The organism is Curvibacter microcysteis (assembly GCF_028649455.1).
Lineage (GTDB): Bacteria > Pseudomonadota > Gammaproteobacteria > Burkholderiales > Burkholderiaceae_C > Curvibacter > Curvibacter microcysteis.
This window is the reverse complement of record NZ_JAQSIO010000009.1, coordinates 106687-123757: the sequence shown is the minus strand read 5'-3', so window position 1 is coordinate 123757 and position 17071 is coordinate 106687. Positions and strand designations below refer to the sequence as shown.

At 65.0% G+C, this 17071-nt stretch carries 19 protein-coding genes; 8 read left to right on the top strand and 11 right to left on the bottom strand.

Going from position 1 to position 17071, the window contains the following annotated elements; all coding sequences use genetic code 11:
- The first annotated feature begins 537 nt into the window (after positions 1-537).
- Positions 538-747 (top strand): CsbD family protein, encoded by a 210-nt coding sequence (locus PSQ39_RS19010; protein ID WP_273928763.1) that lies wholly within the window; start codon positions 538-540, stop codon positions 745-747.
- A gap of 12 nt (positions 748-759) precedes the next feature.
- Here PSQ39_RS19010 and PSQ39_RS19005 read toward each other — a convergent pair whose 3' ends face one another.
- Genes PSQ39_RS19005 through PSQ39_RS18995 form a run of 3 tightly spaced genes read right to left on the bottom strand, consistent with a single transcriptional unit; the run spans position 760 to position 2609 of the window.
- A complete protein-coding gene (locus tag PSQ39_RS19005) occupies positions 760-1032 on the bottom strand; it encodes a hypothetical protein (RefSeq protein ID WP_273928762.1) in 273 nt (90 codons plus the stop codon).
- Between the two features lie 53 nt (positions 1033-1085).
- Positions 1086-1727, bottom strand: coding sequence for a DsbA family protein (locus PSQ39_RS19000; protein ID WP_273928760.1), 642 nt, complete (start codon positions 1725-1727; stop codon positions 1086-1088).
- Positions 1728-1742: 15 nt separating this feature from the next.
- Positions 1743-2609: an MBL fold metallo-hydrolase gene (locus PSQ39_RS18995; protein WP_273928846.1), complete on the bottom strand. Its 867-nt coding sequence runs from the start codon at positions 2607-2609 to the stop codon at positions 1743-1745.
- A gap of 356 nt (positions 2610-2965) precedes the next feature.
- Here PSQ39_RS18995 and PSQ39_RS18990 point away from each other — a divergent pair, with 356 nt between their 5' ends.
- Positions 2966-4957: a methyl-accepting chemotaxis protein gene (locus PSQ39_RS18990; RefSeq protein ID WP_273928758.1), complete on the top strand. Its 1992-nt coding sequence runs from the start codon at positions 2966-2968 to the stop codon at positions 4955-4957.
- Between the two features lie 75 nt (positions 4958-5032).
- On the opposite strand, the gene PSQ39_RS18985 is transcribed toward PSQ39_RS18990, so the two are convergent.
- The gene (locus tag PSQ39_RS18985; protein ID WP_273928756.1) at positions 5033-5272 is read right to left on the bottom strand and encodes a hypothetical protein; all 240 of its coding nucleotides are present in this window, start codon (positions 5270-5272) and stop codon (positions 5033-5035) included.
- A 95-nt stretch (positions 5273-5367) separates the two neighbouring features.
- Positions 5368-5652, bottom strand: coding sequence for a hypothetical protein (locus tag PSQ39_RS18980; RefSeq protein ID WP_273928754.1), 285 nt, complete (start codon positions 5650-5652; stop codon positions 5368-5370).
- Positions 5653-5875: 223 nt separating this feature from the next.
- On the opposite strand from PSQ39_RS18980, the gene PSQ39_RS18975 reads away from it, so the two are divergent.
- Positions 5876-6739: a ParB N-terminal domain-containing protein gene (locus PSQ39_RS18975; RefSeq protein ID WP_273928753.1), complete on the top strand. Its 864-nt coding sequence runs from the start codon at positions 5876-5878 to the stop codon at positions 6737-6739.
- Positions 6740-6765: 26 nt separating this feature from the next.
- Here PSQ39_RS18975 and PSQ39_RS18970 read toward each other — a convergent pair whose 3' ends face one another.
- On the bottom strand, positions 6766-7293 hold the full coding sequence (locus PSQ39_RS18970; RefSeq protein WP_337961399.1) for a DUF2889 domain-containing protein: 528 nt from the start codon (positions 7291-7293) through the stop codon (positions 6766-6768).
- 240 nt (positions 7294-7533) lie between these two features.
- Here PSQ39_RS18970 and PSQ39_RS18965 point away from each other — a divergent pair, with 240 nt between their 5' ends.
- Complete coding sequence (locus tag PSQ39_RS18965) at positions 7534-7704, top strand: hypothetical protein (RefSeq protein ID WP_273928751.1); 171 nt, start codon at positions 7534-7536, stop codon at positions 7702-7704.
- Positions 7705-7982: 278 nt separating this feature from the next.
- Here PSQ39_RS18965 and PSQ39_RS18960 read toward each other — a convergent pair whose 3' ends face one another.
- The gene (locus PSQ39_RS18960; protein ID WP_273928749.1) at positions 7983-8888 is read right to left on the bottom strand and encodes an intradiol ring-cleavage dioxygenase; all 906 of its coding nucleotides are present in this window, start codon (positions 8886-8888) and stop codon (positions 7983-7985) included.
- A 117-nt stretch (positions 8889-9005) separates the two neighbouring features.
- The gene (locus tag PSQ39_RS18955; RefSeq protein ID WP_273928747.1) at positions 9006-9920 is read right to left on the bottom strand and encodes a LysR substrate-binding domain-containing protein; all 915 of its coding nucleotides are present in this window, start codon (positions 9918-9920) and stop codon (positions 9006-9008) included.
- A 240-nt stretch (positions 9921-10160) separates the two neighbouring features.
- Here PSQ39_RS18955 and PSQ39_RS18950 point away from each other — a divergent pair, with 240 nt between their 5' ends.
- Together PSQ39_RS18950 and PSQ39_RS18945 are read left to right on the top strand one after the other, a co-directional pair.
- On the top strand, positions 10161-11357 hold the full coding sequence (locus tag PSQ39_RS18950) for an acyl-CoA dehydrogenase (RefSeq protein WP_273928745.1): 1197 nt from the start codon (positions 10161-10163) through the stop codon (positions 11355-11357).
- A gap of 14 nt (positions 11358-11371) precedes the next feature.
- On the top strand, positions 11372-12622 hold the full coding sequence (locus PSQ39_RS18945; protein ID WP_273928744.1) for a CaiB/BaiF CoA transferase family protein: 1251 nt from the start codon (positions 11372-11374) through the stop codon (positions 12620-12622).
- 103 nt (positions 12623-12725) lie between these two features.
- Here PSQ39_RS18945 and ppk2 read toward each other — a convergent pair whose 3' ends face one another.
- Entirely contained in the window at positions 12726-13895 is a 1170-nt protein-coding gene (gene ppk2 / locus PSQ39_RS18940) for a polyphosphate kinase 2 (RefSeq protein ID WP_273928742.1), read from the bottom strand.
- Positions 13892-14044, bottom strand: coding sequence for a hypothetical protein (locus PSQ39_RS18935; protein WP_273928740.1), 153 nt, complete (start codon positions 14042-14044; stop codon positions 13892-13894). Before PSQ39_RS18935 ends, ppk2 begins: the two co-directional genes overlap by 4 nt.
- A gap of 52 nt (positions 14045-14096) precedes the next feature.
- On the opposite strand from PSQ39_RS18935, the gene PSQ39_RS18930 reads away from it, so the two are divergent.
- Together PSQ39_RS18930 and PSQ39_RS18925 are read left to right on the top strand one after the other, a co-directional pair.
- A complete protein-coding gene (locus tag PSQ39_RS18930; protein WP_273928738.1) occupies positions 14097-14843 on the top strand; it encodes a TerC family protein in 747 nt (248 codons plus the stop codon).
- Between the two features lie 177 nt (positions 14844-15020).
- Entirely contained in the window at positions 15021-16064 is a 1044-nt protein-coding gene (locus PSQ39_RS18925) for a S1C family serine protease (protein ID WP_273928735.1), read from the top strand.
- Between the two features lie 37 nt (positions 16065-16101).
- Here PSQ39_RS18925 and PSQ39_RS18920 read toward each other — a convergent pair whose 3' ends face one another.
- Positions 16102-17025: an SDR family oxidoreductase gene (locus PSQ39_RS18920; protein ID WP_273928734.1), complete on the bottom strand. Its 924-nt coding sequence runs from the start codon at positions 17023-17025 to the stop codon at positions 16102-16104.
- Positions 17026-17071 lie beyond the last annotated feature (46 nt).

Below are 17071 nucleotides of genomic sequence, written 5' to 3'. Positions count from 1 at the left end.
AAGCCCGTGGGTTACCAGGGCGTGGGCCATCAGGCCGATCACGCCATTCGGGCCTGCAGCGCTGCATCAAGCCATGATGCGGGACAACCATTTCGCCAGCGCCACCGCCCCGAGGGCAAACAAGCACCAAAGAACCCATCGCGACCAGGCCCGGGTTCGGCGTTGAGATCGGGACGGAGGGGTGGCACGGGAACCCGTGCTTTCAGGAAACAGTTGGGACGGAATGGTGTCGTCTTGCACGTCGCAGCCTTGGAGAAAGAGGAAATGCTCAAGCCTTGAATCCTAGGACGCAGCGCCCGCCGACCTGGCCCAGGGTACGGTAACGAACTCCATGCAGCAAGGCACGCTGCCCCTGCCACTTGGCGCCGCTGCGGGCGGTCCCCCTGCCGCGCTGCGTGATCGCCCATGCCTTGAGGCGAAAGCTCACGCCTGCGTGCCCCGCCACACCGACGCCCGGACGCACAACCCTCAATCTCAACCCAGTCCTCAAGCCGAGGACAAGGTTCAGACGGGGCCTCACCCGTTGGAGTGCAATCCATGATCAACAAAGACCAAGTCGCCGGCGCCACCCAAAACGCCATCGGCAAAACCCAAGAATCGACCGGCAAAATCCTGCATGACAAGGCTTTGCAAGCCAAGGGCTTGAAGAATCAGGCGGCCGGCACGCTGCAGGCCAAAAAAGGAGACGCCGTGGAGGCGCTGGACGCGGCTCGCAAGGCGGTGAAGGATGCGGCCGGTCATCCCTGAACCCCTCGGCGCTCAAACCAAGCTTAGCGGCTCTTGGGACGTCGCCTCGCGCCACTGAAGGGCGGCCTCGAAAGCCTGAAGTTCTTGCGCCAGGCTCCCTCGGCTGCGAAAGTGCCGCACGGCCAGGCCATACCAGTACTCGGCGTCCTCCAAGTCACCTTCTTGCACGTGCAGGAGGCCGTGCAGCCAGGCCGCCAGCGGCGAATCTTCATCCTGCACCCGTTGGTGAGCGGCGCTCCAACGCCCCGCTTTCAGCTCGTTGAGAACCAGTCTGAGCAGATTCATTTTGGACTCCAGTCCTGACAGATCAGCGCCTCACGCTGGAGGGACACCCCTTCTCAGGTCGGCAACAGCCGACGCAGCAAAGGCTCCAGCCCACCATAAAGCGCCTGGCCACTCACCAAGCGCGGTTCGCCCTCCCCATGAAGCACCAGGGCCGGAACCCCCGACACGCCCAGGCGGGTCATCCACCGCCGAGCCCCCTGTACACGCGAGCCATGGGCTTCCAGCAACTGAGGGGCTCCCGAGGCCAACAGCTCGGCCGCGGACACCAGCCCCCACGCTCGCAACAGGGCCTCGACCACGGTGGCGTCTGAGGTGTCCAAACCTTGCACGTAACGGGCCTCCTGCAAGGCCCGCAAGGTGTCCACCTCACGCTCAGGCGCCGTCAAAGCCACGGCGCTCAGCGCCAAGCCCAGTGCGGTCGAGTCGAACGGATGCCCTTCGCGGCCCAGCACTTGGTGGCGGTAAGCCTCGCTGAAGCGCTGGCCCGTGAGTTGCCCAATGCGTTGGTCGTTGGACCAGGCGTAGCCGGCAAACGCCGCATCCAGCACCCGACCACCACCAGCAAACAGGCCTGAAGGAGCCAAGACCAGGCGAACATCCGGGTGCTGGCTCAGCGCCTGGATCCCAGGCGAGGCGCCGTAGCACCAGCCACACAGTGGGTCGAACAAATAAGTGACGGTGACGGGGGTACTCATGGCCTCAGCACCTGCTTACCATTTCATTTCACCGGTGTTGACCTTGGCGCCGATGTCCAGCGACAGCGCGCCATCGCTCAGTTGCGGGTAACTCTTCTTCATGGCACCGATCAGGTCGGCACTGGTCTTGTGGGCTGCCAGGTTCTTTTCAAAGCTCAACAGGTAGTCTTTGGTGAAGGTGATGGCACTCGCGTCCACCGCCGTCCCCGCTTTCATGTGGCCGGGCACGACCAAGGCGGGCTGCAGACCGGTCATCTCGTCCAATTGAGCCACCCAAGCCGCACGCAACGCGGGGCTTGGGGTGTCAGCGGTCCAGACGTGCATGTTGCCGAACACGCCGATGTTGCCAACCAGGGCGCGGATCGAGGGGATCCACACATAGGGGCGGTGAGCCAACAGGCCTTGGGTGCCCCGCACCTCAATTTGTGCGCCTTCGAGCGTCAAGGTCGTGCCTTCCAAAGCGCGCGGCACCACCGGGTGGCGAGGGGCATTGGCGCCCATCTTGGGGCCCCAGAAGGCGACCTTGCCAGCCAACTTCGAGCTCAGCTTTTCCAGCACGGCGGGCGTGGTGACGACATCGGCTTGGGGAAAAATCTCTTTCAGCGTCTCAACACCGAAGTAGTAGTCGGGGTCCGCCTGGCTGACGTAGATGGTGCGCAGTTGCTTGCCGCTGTCGAGCACATTGGCGGCGATGCGCAGGGCATCGGCGCGGGTGAAGCCCGCATCAATGACCATGGCGTCCTTCTCACCATAGACCAGCGTGGAGTTGACGTTGAAGCTGTTGCCATCGGCGTTGTAGACCTTGACGGTCAGCGGCTGAGCGGCTTGGGCGGAGCTGAAGGCAATGGCCAGGGTGGCGGCGAGCAGGGTGGCGCGGATCATGAGGAAGATCTCCGTGAGGTGGGTGGAATGGTCGCGCCTTACAGCGCTGACCTGCACTTTAATTTCATATTTCATCCAAATAAATCGCATTCAATGCGCTTGACTATTGCGTAAATCGATCAGATAACCCATTGCGGGCGCCAGGTGCCAGGCCAAACCGACCTCGGCCAGCCTGGTTTTCACAGCCATCCAGACGCCCAGCCGCTGTCTGGCATACCCCTTGCGTGGGAAGGGTGACGTGCCTCCCCGCTGACTTGGCGGGCCGCACGGCACAGCGGCCCACCCAACCCACCACAAGGATTCGGCTCCCTATGCGCCACTGGATTGCCAACCTCCCCCTGCGAAGCAAGTTTCTTTTGATCGGTCTGATGGGACTGGCCATGATGCTGGTCCCGGGCTACCTCGCCTTGAAGGCAGATCTATCCGCCCTGCAAGTAGCCCAGAAGGAAGCCAGTGGCGTCGATCCAGCCCGCCAGACACTGCAGACCATTCGCACCCTGCGACAAACCAGGACCCAAAGCGTCAAGGTCTTGTCCGGCGAGCGCGACGGCGAGACCAGACTGAAGGAGCTGCAACAGGCCGTGTCCCAAGGCATCCAGGACATGAAGAAGTCGGTGGTCCCACTGCCCGACGCGGGTTTGGTGGAGCTCACCCAACAACTCGAGCAAAGCTGGAATCTGCTGCCGCCAAAGGTCAATACCCAGGCCCCGACCCCCCAGGTGGCCGCCGATGACCACACCGCCGTGATCCGCGTCGCTCTGGCGCAACTGGAGGCCATCGGTGATGCCTCTGACCTGGTGTTGGACCCCGAACCTGGCACCTACTACCTGATCATCTCGGTGCTGCAAGCCATGCCCCGCCTGTCAGAAACCTGGGGCCCCATCCGCGGCCTGGGCCAGGAAATTTTGCAGAAAGGCTATGCGCCGCCCGACAGCCGCGAACGCCTGAGCAACTACGTGGCCATGGCCGATCTGCATCTGCACACCATCCAGCGCTCCCTGCAAAAAGCCGTGGCAGCGGACCCCCACATCGCCAGCGCGCTGCAAGCCCCTGTGGAGGCCTTGGTGCGGAAAGCCCAAGCCACCCTGGCGCTGACACGCCATGAAATCACACAGTCAGAACGCATCCAACACCCGCCGGCAGAATTCGTCACCACGCTGAACGCCATGATCGAAGTCCAGGACCAGTTCACCACCCTGGCCTTGAACACGCTGTCCAAGTCCCTGAACGACCGCATCCAAGCCGCTGAACAGCGCTTGGTGTTGGTGGTCTCAGCCATTGCCTTTTTTGCCTTGCTGGCCGGGGGCCTGATGGTGCTGGTTTCGCGCACCATGAACCACGCCATGGGGCAGGCCCTGCAGGTGTCGACCTCGGTGGCCCAGGGCGACTTGCGCGTGCAGGTCCACAGCGAACAACGCGACGAGACCGGTCACCTGCTGCAAGCGCTGGGGGCGATGAGCCAACAGCTTTCGGGCATCGTGACCCAGGTGCGCGCCAGCAGCGACAGCATCGCCGTGGGCACCCGGGAGATCGCCTCGGGCAACAGCGACCTCAGCGAGCGCACCGAGAGCCAGGCACGCGACCTGCAACAGACCTCGCACGCCATGGACGAGCTGCTGCGCGCCGTGCAGCACAACGCGGCCACGGCCCAGCAAGCCAACGCCCTGTCACTCTCTGCGACCGAAGCCGCGCGCACCGGCCAGCACACGGTCAGTGAAGTGGTCGGCACCATGAATGCCATCACCCAGGCGGCCAAACGCATTGGCGACATCATTGGCGTGATCGATGGCATTGCCTTCCAAACCAACATCCTGGCGCTGAATGCTGCCGTCGAAGCAGCCCGCGCGGGCGAACATGGTCGCGGCTTCGCCGTGGTGGCCGGTGAGGTGCGCAATCTGGCCAAACACAGCGCCCAGGCGGCCAAGGAGATCAAGGAGCTGATCCAAGACAGCGTGGGCAAGACCGAGTCCGGCATGAACTTGGTGCAAGCCGCGGGCCGCGACATGGAGGGCATCGTCACCCAGGTGAACAACGTCAGCCAGTTGGTGCAAACCATCGCACAGTCCGCCAGCGTGCAAACGCAGGACATCGCCGCCGTCGGCCAAGCCTTGCAACGCCTGGACCAAGGCACGCAACAGAACGCGGCCTTGGTGGAGGAAAGTGCTGCCGCCGCGGTCGCTTTGCGCCAACAAGCCCAGCAACTGCTGGGTCTGGTGTCCAGCTTCCGGCTGGAAGGCGACCTGAACTCAGCGCCGGCCGAGGCCTTGCCAGCGGACGAGGCCCCTGCGCTGCCCAGTTCGCGGGGACTGGGTCACGCCGGTCGGCCGCGTGCCCTCAGCCTGGCTTGAGGCCAGGACGGGGTGCGGCATCCCAGTCCGCATCGGACGCCGCGGCTCCCCGGCGAGCCATGGCACATGGCCCGGTCAGAGCACCAACAAGGTCTCCACGCCATCCACCGCCCGGAGGGTGGGGGCCGCCCCTGGCCGCAGTTCGATCGGTGCACCGTGGAACTTGTCGCGCGGAAACTGGGCCGCCCCGGGGCCAAAGACCTCGCGTACCAGGGCAATCTCGTCCATCAAGGGACCGTGTTGCTCGGGCGCCAGGATGAAGGTGGGGTATTGGTTGTTGTGCTGCTGCCAGTGGGCACGCAGGGCAGCATTCATGGATTCGTACAGACTCGGCATGCCGCTATTGTGCCGCCAGCCACGCCCGCTCTGACGGGGCTGACCGGTGCCAGCGCCCGCCTGCACCCCATGCTTTACTTGAGGTTCTGCGCCGACAGCAGGAGCACCTTGCCCAGAGCAAAGTTGATGCGGATGTTTCGCTCAGCGTCCCCCCAGAGGCAGCTGCGCACGCCGAGGGCTTCATCGCAGCTCGCCGGCTCGCCCACGATCTGCTTGACCTCCTCAAAGCTCTGGCCCACCTGCAGCCGGTTGTAGTTCGCCAAGCTGAGTTGGCTGCCGCAGGCGCTCAGCACCAGCGCCGCACCCAAACCGACAAAGCCCAGGGTCATGACGCGCAGCAAACGGGGGGAATGGAACATGGCAAGGGCCTTTTGGGTGGGATGAACAAAAATCAACAGCGGGGCCAAACTTGGCACTGAGCAGGAATTCAGTATCCCATGTTGACCCTCAGTTACGCCGCGGTCGGCCATCCTGCAGGCACCCCGCCAACGACCTCGCTCAATGCACGGTGGATCAAAGCAGGCCACCAGCCCCGTACAATCGCCGCCCCGCCTTTGGCGCCCTCACCTTTTTGCTCCCCCCATGGATATCACGGTCAACGAAGAACTGCTCGCCTACATCGATCCCCTGACCCCCGACGAACACGCTGCGCTCGAACGCAGCATCCTGGCAGAAGGCTGCCGCGATGCGCTGGTGCTCTGGGGTGATGTGCTGGTCGACGGCCACAACCGCTACGGCATTTGCCAAAAACACGGTCTGCCGTTCAACACAGTGCAGAACACCCAGTTCAAGTCCATGGACGATGTGCGCCTGTGGATGATCGACCAGCACCTGGGCCGCCGCAGCCTGTCGGACTTCCAGCGCGGTGTTCTGGCCCTGCGCAAGAAGGACATCTTGTCCAGCCGCGAACCAGCGCCCAAGCCCAGCACCATCAGCGAAGCAGCGCTTGCCGCCACGACCTCATCCGACGTGGCCGGCCTGCAACCTTGGGAGGAGGCACCGGGCGTTGACGGGGTGCCCCCCGCACCAGCCCCGGTCGCTGCACCCACCGCCCCCGTCAGCCCTGAACAAGAGGCGGTGATGACGCGCGAGGACCTGGCCAAGGCCGCCCGCATCAGCAGCGCCACCATCAGCCAGATTGAGAAGATCCAAAAAGAAGCCGCCCCCGAACTGGTGGCCGCGGTGAAGTCCGGCACCATCTCCATCAATGCGGCAGCCACCGTGGCCTCCTTGCCGATGGAAGAACAAGTCGCCGCGGCCGCTGGCGGTAAAAAAGACCTGCAACAAGCAGCCCGCAAAGTGCGCGCCGCCAAGGCCGTGGAGCGCACCGAACCCGAGACGCCCGAAGGCATCATTGCGCGCTTGCGTCAGACCATTGTGGAACTCAACGCCGAGAACGCCGCGCTCAAGGCCGAGCTGGCCCAGCTCAAGTCGCTGCGCGCCTGAAGTCCACAGAGACCCAGCGGCACCCCTCAGGCCTGGGGCGGCTTGCGCCGTGTCGGCACATGACCGAAGAAAATCGGGTGCTGGCGCTGCACCAAGGGGCCGTTGAAGTCCCAGGCGGTGCAGCGGCCCAGGTGCATGGGCGGGCGCTCTGCATCGGCCTCGAAGGCGCTGGGAATGGTCTGAAACGCCGCCGTGGCCAAGTTGAACAGCAGTTCACGCAAATGCGCGCAGCCCTGGATGCCGCCCAGGTTGCGCTCGATGGCCTGGCGCCAGCCACCCGCCATGCCGCAGCCGATCATGGTGTGCATCGCGGCCTGGGCCGGTGGGCATTCAGCGTGGGGCACGCTGTCCATGGCTACCTGGATGTCGCGCACCACAAAGCCCGCATCCACCGTGACACGGATCAGCATGTGGTGAATCGCCTCGCCCGGCGCCCAGTGGCCTTCACCGGGAATGTCGAAATCCTCGCTCTTGGTGTCCTTCATCTCGCCCTCGATGTCCCACAGGCCATCCTCGCGTTGAAAGCCTCGGTACTGCACCTGGCGGGTGTGCATGGGACGTCGGGCAGCAGGGGTTGGCAATGGCAAAACAGCACCTCGGGCAAAAATCAGCACACAAAAAAGCGATCCAGGCGGACCTGGACTTGGCGTGAATTCTAGTGAGTCACCCCCTGTCACCCGCTGGGCGGGGTGTCACCGAAGCGGCTTTGCCAGGGCTTGCGCCAAGGGTTTGCCCGAGCCCTGGCCCAACTGTGGCCTAATAGGGGGTTTCAACTTTTTGTTCTGAAGGCTCCCATGGGCAACAAAATCGTCACCGAAGCAGACCGTAAACGCACTCCTGCTCCCACCCCCCTGCCCGGCATGGCCCTGGCCACCGGCGGCCGCGGCCAACGCGTCAGCCTGGAACGCGGCGTTTCGACCCGCAGCAAGAAGAACCCGGGCAAGCGCCCCAGCAAGGGCGGTTGATTCATCAACCCTGCCCCCGCTGCGGTGGTTTCGACCACCGGCGCCCCAGGCCCTCGAAAGAGGGCCTTTTTTTTCGCCTGCCCTGTCCGCAAGCACCTGCCCGTGGGGTGGTTTCCATCTACTGCCTATTTAATGTGCAGCGCAAGGCTTCTCTTTTTGAATCAAGCACTTAGGACCTCATTGAGTCCCCACCCCACGGCTTATCCACAAGTTTGTCCCAGTTTGGCGGGGACAAATCACAGGCCTCACCCGCGAAAGATCGCGGGGCTGCCAGCGCCTCAACGCCGCCCGGGAACCAGGGACAAACGGCGCTCGGCACTGTCCAGCACGGGCAGCGGGCCGGGGGGCCGGGCACCCGCGTCGGGTGGCGGCAGCTCAGGCGCCGGGCGGGCCGAGCGGTCCACCGCCACAGCCAAGGTGACGACGTACTGCTCACGCTCTTCGCGCACGGAACCCAGCAAGCTGTTGCCCACTTGCAGGGCAATGCCGTCGGTGCTGTTGAGGGTGTCGCGCAGGCGGCCCCGGCGGTAATCGTCGAGCTGGGTGTAAAGGTATTCGCTCAGTGCATCCGGCAAGAAGAACTGCGAGGTCAACACCGTGTTCTCAGCATTCCAGATCTTGAAATGCAGGTGGGTGGTGCGCCCCGGGTACCAGCCCGGGTAAATCGTGCGGAATGCGGCCACACCGTTGCGGTCCGTGGCTTGGCGCCCCCGCAGAAAACTGCGCCCGCGGGTGTCCACGTCGCCCTGGTCGCCCTGACCGGCGTAGCCTGAATACACCCCGCGCGCGTCGCAATGCCACAGGTCCACCAAGGCACCGGCAAAGGGCAAGGCCGTCTGGTCCACCACCACAAAGCGCACCTCCAGCGGCACGCCTGGCAAGCCTTCAGAGATGTCGGAGCGCACCGGGCCAGGGCCGCTGTAATAAGGGCCTTCGGTGGTGCCCGCCGTCAGACGGGGCACCAGGGCCGGCTCGCGTTGCACAATTTTGGGTGGGGCCGCCGCAGCGGCTGCGCTGGGCGCGGCCTGATGGCGCACCGGACCTCGGGCGGCTGGTTTGGGTGCGGGGGCACGGGGTTTGGGGGTAGATTTGGCTGGCGCCGCCAGCGCGGGGCCCACCACCCCAGCCAGACCCAAGGCCAGCCAGCGTCGGCGGCTGGTGCGGGGGTCGACAGAATCATCCAAAGGATTCGAGCTCAATTCGAGGTTCCTTGAGCGAGGCGCTCGATCAAAGCCGGCAAGCCTAACGGAATCCCGGGCGACTGCCTGCAATTCCGATCGTAAAGTGTCAAAAATAGCCGCTTATGCCGGGCTGTCGGCCAGGGCCAGCAGCCAGTCCCGGAAAGCGCTGAGCACGGGGGGATCCTCCTGCACCGGCGTGACCAGGTAATAAGAGCGCTCACCTTGCAGGGTGACCGGGCAGGCCACCACCAACTCGCCCCGGGCCAGTTCGGCCTCAATCAGCAAAGGGGGCATCAAGGCCACGCCCAGGCCATGGGCCGCCGCGACGGCGAGCATGGAGAACAACTCATAGCGAGGGCCCTCCATGGCCCCCGCCGGGGCCAAACCCACCGCATCAAACCACTGGCGCCAGCCATAGGGCCGCGTGCTTTGCTGCAGCAAGGGCAAACCGACCAGGTCCTGGGGGAGCAAGCCGCCTTGCTGCAAACCTCGGGCCTGCAACAAGGCGGGGCTGCAGACCGGCACCACGTCTTCGGTCAGCAAGCGCTGGGCGCGCACGCCGGGCCAGTTGGCCACCTGCTCGGGTGTTCCGGCATACAGGGCCGCATCAAACTCGGTGTCGGCAAACAAAAAGGGACGGGTGCGGGTTTCGATGTGCACCATCAGATCAGGGTGCTGTTGCGCCAACTGCGGCAGGCGAGGAATCAACCAACGCGTGGCAAAGGTGGGCACCGCCGCCAGCAGCAAGGCCCCGCCCTGCCCCTGGCGCGCCATCACGTCCAGGGTGTCACGCTCCAAACCCTGCAGGCGGCGGGCCACTTGGCGCGCGTAATTGGCCCCGCTGGGGGTCAATGCCACGCCGTGGCGGGTGCGACGGAACAGGGCCAGGCCCAGAAACTCCTCCAGCGCGGTGATCTGGCGCGACACCGCGCTTTGCGTCAACGCCAGCTCCTGGGCGGCGCGGGTGTAGCTCTCATGCCGGGCGGCGGCCTCGAAACAGGCCAGGGCCTGGGTGGACGGGATCTTTCTTCTCATGCTGATATGGAACTTGATTTGGACTTATCGCGCATTTTCGACCTATTCAACGCCTTTGACATTCCACAAGCTCATAACTCAGTGTAAAACTCTCGTTTGTCGAAGCCCTTGGCTGGGGCTACGATAGGCCCACTGTCAAAACAGTGGCCAGCGGCTGAGCAAATGCCCGCCCGGCCCTGCCAGACCGAGCCAAGACACACGCTGTCATCGATTTGCATCCTCACTCACCGGAGACCCCTCATGAGCCACGCCGCCTTCCAATGGGCTGACCCCTTCCTCCTCGACCAACAGCTCACCGATGACGAGCGCATGATCCGTGATGCCGCCGCCGCCTATTGCCAGGACAAACTGGCGCCGCGCGTGCTTGAAGCCTTCCGCCACGAGAAGACAGATCCGGCCATCTTCCGTGAAATGGGCGAACTCGGCCTGCTGGGCCCGACCATCCCCGAGCAATACGGCGGCCCGGGCCTGAACTACGTGGCCTACGGCCTGATCGCCCGCGAAATCGAGCGCGTGGACTCGGGCTACCGCTCGATGGCCAGCGTGCAAAGCTCCTTGGTGATGGTGCCCATCTATGAATTCGGCACCGAAGGCCAACGCCAGAAGTACCTGCCCAAGCTGGCCACCGGCGAATGGATCGGCTGCTTCGGCCTGACCGAACCCGACCACGGCTCCGACCCCGGCAGCATGGCCACCCGCGCCTACAAGACCGCTGGCGGCTACAAGCTCAAGGGCAGCAAGATGTGGATCTCCAACAGCCCCATCGCCGACGTGTTCGTGGTCTGGGCCAAGGAAGTGTCCGAAGGCGGCGCTGTCGGCCCGATCCGCGGCTTTGTGCTGGAAAAAGGCATGAAGGGCCTGAGCGCCCCCGCCATCCACGGCAAGGTGGGCCTGCGCGCCTCGATCACCGGCGAAATCGTCATGGACGATGTGTTCGTGCCGGAAGAAAACGCTTTCCCTGAAATCCAAGGCCTGAAAGGCCCGTTCACCTGCCTGAACAGTGCCCGCTACGGCATCGCCTGGGGCGCCTTGGGTGCGGCCGAGTTCTGCTGGCACACCGCCCGCCAATACACTTTGGACCGCAAGCAGTTTGGCCGCCCCCTGGCTGCCAACCAGCTGATCCAGAAGAAGCTGGCCGACATGCAAACCGACATCGCATTGGGCCTGCAAGGCTGCCTGCGACTGGGCCGCATGAAGGACGACGGCACGGCCGCCGTGGAAACCACCTCGATCATCAAGCGCAACTCCTGCGGCAAGGCGCTGGACATCGCCCGCCTGGCACGCGACATGATGGGTGGCAACGGCATCAGCGACGAGTTCGGCGTGGCACGCCATCTGGTCAACCTGGAAGTGGTCAACACCTACGAAGGCACGCACGATGTGCACGCGCTGATCCTGGGCCGCGCCCAGACCGGCATCGCCGCCTTCGCCAACTGAGCCCGACCCAGCGCATGACCAACCTGCCTAACGCCCAGCCGGGAGCGCTTGCCGGCCTCAAGGTGCTTGACCTGTCCCGCGTGTTGGCAGGGCCCTGGTGCACCCAGATCCTCGCCGATCTGGGCGCCGATGTGGTGAAGATCGAGCGCCCTGGTGCGGGTGACGACACCCGGCACTGGGGCCCGCCCTTCCTGAAGGACGAGCAAGGACAAGACACCACCCAGGCCAGCTACTTCACGGCCTGCAACCGCAACAAGCGCTCGGTCACCCTGGACATGGCCACGGCCGAAGGCCAGGCCCTGATCCGCGACATGGCGATGCGCGCCGACATCCTGGTCGAGAACTTCAAAGTCGGCGGCCTGAAGCAATACGGCCTGGACCATGCCAGCCTGATGGCACTGAACCCGCGCCTGATCTACTGCTCGGTCACGGGTTTTGGCCAGGACGGCCCCTATGCCGAGCGCGCCGGCTATGACCTGATGATCCAGGCCATGAGCGGCATGATGAGCATCACCGGTCGTGCCGACGACCAGCCCGGTGGGGGCCCGCTGCGCGTGGGCGTGGCGCTGACCGACCTGTTCACGGGGATCTACGCCTCCACCGCGATCCTGGCCGCGCTCAACGTGCGCCACCAAACGGGCAAGGGGCAACACATCGACATGTCCTTGCTGGACGTGGGCATGGCCATCTTGGCCAACCAGGCAGCCGGCTTTCTCAACACCGGTCAAGTGCCGGGCCGCCAAGGCAACAGCCACCCCAGCCTGGCGCCGTACCAGGACTTCCCGACCGCCGATGGCGCCATGCTGCTGGCGATTGGCAACGACGGCCAGTTCGCGCGCTTCTGCGCTGCGGCGGGCCAACCGGAATGGGCGCAGGACGAGCGCTTCACCACCAACACCTTGCGCGTGAAGCACCGCGACATCCTGATCCCGCTGATGAGCGAGCTGACCCGCAGCCGCGACACCGCCGACTGGATCACGCTGCTCGAAGACAAGGCCGTGCCCTGCGGTCCGATCAACGACATTGGCCGGGCCTTTGACGACGCCCAAGTGAAAGCCCGAGGCCTGGCCGTGACCCTGCCGCGTGAGGCCGGCGACGGCATCCGCGACATCGTGGGCGTGGCCAGCCCACTGCGCCTGGCCGACAACCCCCCGGTGCTGCGCAACGCCCCCCCGGCGCTGGGCCAACACACAGCCGAAGTGCTGGCCGAGTTGGGCCTGAGCGCTGAGCGCATCGCAGAACTGCGCCAGTCGGGTGTGGTCTAAGCCCCCGCTTGCGCGGTCTCTGTGATCGCAGGCAGCAGCGCCTGCCCCCTCAAAAAACAGGGCCTCATCGAGGCCCTGTTTTCATTTGGACCTTGCCCAGGCTTCAGAGCAAGGCGCTGCCCGGGTGCTCGCCGCGCTCGTACACCACATGGGCGCGGCCCACGATCAGGGGGTCGAGCTTGCCGATCTGCTCACCGTCCTTGTTGGTGTAAGCCAGCATGTGCAGCACATAGCGCATGGCATTCAAGCGAGCGCGCTTCTTGCAGTCGCTCTTGATCACCGTCCAGGGTGCGTCGGCCGTGTCGGTGTCGAAGAACATGGCTTCCTTGGCCCGCGTGTAGTCGTCCCACTTGTCCAGGGAGGCCTTGTCGATGGGGCTGAGTTTCCATTGCTTGAGCGGGTGCGACTCGCGCTCTTTGAAGCGGCGGCGCTGCTCTTTTTGGCTCACGGAGAACCAGAACTTGATCACATGCACGCCGCTGCGCACCAGGTTGCGCTCGAACTCAGGCGCCTGTCGCATGAACTCGGCGTATTCGGCGTCACTGCAAAAGCCCATTACCCGCTCCACACCGGCGCGGTTGTACCAGCTGCGGTCAAACATCACGATTTCGCCGCGCGTGGGCAGGTGCTGCACATAGCGCTGGAAGTACCACTGGCCGCGCTCGATCTCGGAGGGCTTTTCCAGCGCGACCACGCGGGCGCCACGGGGGTTGAGGTGCTCCATGAAGCGCTTGATGGCACCGCCCTTGCCTGCCGCATCCCGGCCTTCAAACAGGATCACCACGCGCTGGCCGGTCTCTTTGACCCAGGCCTGCAGCTTGAGCAACTCCACCTGCAAACGGAACTTCTCGCGCTCGTAGGTGGCGCGGCGCATCAGGTGGCGGTAAGGGTAAGCGCCCTGGCGCCAGTCGCGGGCCAAGGCTTCGTCAGGGTTGTCGCTGCTGGAGGCCGGCTCCTCAAGACCCGCCAGGGCGTCTTGCAAGACTTGCAGATCGTCTTTGGACGCCCCTTGCAGCAAGGCACGCAAGGTCTGGGTGCGCTGTGCCGCCGGGATCGGACTTTGAGCGTCGAGCAAGGACAAGACCACCGACAATTGCTGGGCCTGGGCCGATTCCGTGGCCTCTTGGGCCACATGCCGCGCCAAAGCCTTGGGTTGAACCGAAGGCGCGACGTCCCCTTGACGTGTGCTGCGCGCGGGGACCGCTTTGCGGCGGCGCACCGCGGCGGTGCTCCCGACACCGCCCGGCTCGGGCAAAGGATTTCGTTCAGTCATGGCCAAGCCTCCAAAAATTGAGTGTTCAGTATTGACTTGCGCTTGGTGCCACCTGCTGTTCGCCAGCGCACCAAAAGACCGCCCGTCATCAATTTGTCATTTTCCACGGCCGCAGACGACGCTTCTTGACCCGCATCAATGGTTTCCAAGGCCTGCAAAACACGTTACAAACACCTCTGGCACCAACACCCGAAAGACAACATGCTGGAACTTCTGAGCTCACCCCAGGCCTGGATGGCCTTTGCCACCTTGACCGCCCTGGAATTGGTGCTGGGCATCGACAACGTGATCTTCATCTCCGTGCTGGTGGACCGCCTGCCGCCCGCACAACGCGAACTGGGGCGACGCATTGGCCTGTTCATGGCCATGTTCATGCGCATTGGCCTGCTGCTGGTGCTGTCCTGGATCATTGGGCTGACCGCACCCGTGTTCAGCCTGGCAGGGCAAGACATCTCTGGGCGCGACCTGATCCTGATCTGTGGCGGCCTGTTCCTGATCTGGAAGAGCACCGGTGAAATCCACCAGACGCTCGAGGGAGAAGAAGGCCATGCCGAAGGCAAGGGCCACAGCAGCTTCATGTCGGTGATCATCCAGATCATGCTGGTGGACTTGGTGTTCTCGCTGGACTCCATCATCACCGCCGTGGGCATGGTCGACGACGTCAAGGTCATGATCGCCGCCGTGATCGCTTCCGTGGGCCTGATGATGGTGTTTGCCGGCGCCATTGGCCGCTTTGTGTCCAACCACCCCACCATCAAGATGCTGGCCCTGTCCTTCTTGGTGGTGGTCGGCGTGGTGCTGATCGCCGAAGGCTTTGACCACCACGTGCCCAAGGGCTACATCTACTTCGCCATGGCCTTCTCGGTGGCGGTGGAAATGCTCAACATCCGACTGCGCCGCCGGGTGTCGGTGGCGGACGCCACGGCCCAGGCGCGGCGCGAAGACTGAACGGGGCAAGCGCGGGAAAGACCTCTGCCGCCAGTCAGGGTCCCCAAGCCACGGCAACGTCGCAGCAGAAACGTCGCATACTGAACAGATGGCATGTTCCATCGGCCCAGAAGGCGCGCAAGCCAAGCGGAAAGCTTTGCTGCGCAGGTCCTGGGCAGCTTGAAAAGGGGCTGGGTGATGCGAAGTCTGAACGTCCTTTTCTGCGGCTTGTTGACCGGCCTGACACTGAGCCTGCCGGTCGCGCCAGCGCGTGCCGCCACAGCTTCTGACGAACTGAGTGTCAGCACCCGCCTGCAAGCCCTGAGCCGGGCCCACGCGGCGGTGGTCGGACTGCAGGTCCAGGCCATTGAGGGTGCGCCCTCGGTGGAGACCCTGGGCGCCCAGCGCTCGGGCACCGGCGTGGTGATTGGCCCCGACGGCCTGACCCTGACCATCGGCTACCTGATCCTCGAAGCCGAGCAACTGCAGATCACCACCGCCGACGGCAAGACCCTGCCCGCGCGCAGCGTGGCCTATGACCCCGCCACGGGCTTTGGACTGGTGCGCCCGCTGCTGGCCACCCCACAACTGCCCGCCGTGCCCCTGGGGGCTGTGAACAGCCTGCAAAGCGGGGAGGCTTTGCTGACCTTCACCGGCGCCAGCGGCGAGGAGGCCGCCGAGGTCGCCCCGACGGTGCTGATGAGCCAACGCCCCTTCTCGGGCGCCTGGGAATACCACCTCGACGCAGCACTGTTCACCAGCCCCCCGATCGCGCGCCACTCGGGAGCGGCCCTGTTCAACCAGCGCGGCGAACTGCTGGGCATTGGCAGCCTGCGCGTGCCCAACGCCGCCGATCCCAGCCGGCGCCTGCCGGGCAACCTGTTCGTGCCTGTGGACTTGCTGCGGCCCGTGCTGGCCGAGATGCTGAACACCGGCAGCAGCGCGCAGAGCCAGCGCCCCTGGTTGGGCTTGAGCTCCAGTGAGGCCGCCGGCCGGGTGCAGATCATCAAAGTGACCGAAGCGGGCCCCGCCGACTTGGCTGGCCTGCAAGCGGGTGATTTGGTCCTGGGCGTCGACGGCCAGCGCGTCAACTCGCTGGAGAGCTTCTACAAAACCCTTTGGGCGCATCAGGCGTTGGACCAGCCGATCGAGCTGACCGTGATGCAGGGTGCGGAGCTGCGCCAGATCAAGCTGTTGCCCAGCACCCGGCTGCGCAGCCTGCGGCGGCCCGAGGGCATTTGATCCCACGCATTGAACCCGCGCGCTGGCCAGCGCCGGCTCAACCGCCCAGCAAACCCGTGGCCACGCTGGGGTGTTGCAGGCGCAGTCGCAACTCGGTCTTCAGGCGTTGGTTGAGCAAGCGACGCGACTCGCTCATGAAGCTCAGCAGGCTCACGGGCAGCTGTTCCCGTGCAGCCGCACGGGCCACCCGGGGAGGGCGCGGCAAACCGTACAGGTCGGCAGCCAAGTCGAAATAGTCGCCCATCAGCAGGTGGGCGTCATCACACACGTTGTACACGCGCTGAGCCTGGCCCCGCCACAGCGCCGCCAGGCAGGCGCGGGCCAAGTCGTCAGCATGGATGTGGCAAGTGTAGACATCGTCCTCGCGCTGAAGCACTGGCGTGCCCCGCAGCAGGCGCTCACGCGGCGTGCCCCCGGCGCGGTCCGGCGCGTAAATGCCCGGGATGCGCAGGATGCTGGTGCGCAGGCTGCGCCCCAGGTGGCGCACCACGTGCTCGGCGTCGACCCGGCGCTGCGCACGCGGTGTGCTGGGCTGGACCGGGCGTGACTCGCTGACCAAGGCACCGGCGCAGTCGCCATAGACACCGCTGGTGGAACCATAGACCAGGGCCTGCGGCAGGCGCCGCTGGCGCAGGACCCGGCCCAAGGCCAAGGTGCGCGGGTCACGCCACCAGGCCGCCTTTGCGTCGGTGGGCGGCGGCGCCAGGTGCAACACCCGGGTGGCCAGGCCAGCCAAACGGCGCAAGGTCGCAGGCTGGTCCAGATTGCCCAACAAAGGCGTGACGCCCAAGCCCCTCAATGAGGGCACACGCTCGGGCGAAGAGGTCAGCGCCAGCACCTGGACGCGGCCTTGCAGACGCCGCGCCACACGCTGCCCGACGTCACCACAACCCACGATCAGCACGCGTTGGCGCCGGAAGCGCGCGGGCAGCGCTCCGAGGGGGGACTGGTTTGAAGGCAAAATCGGGTATTCACTGATTTCTAAGACGGCCCCGAGGATACCCAAA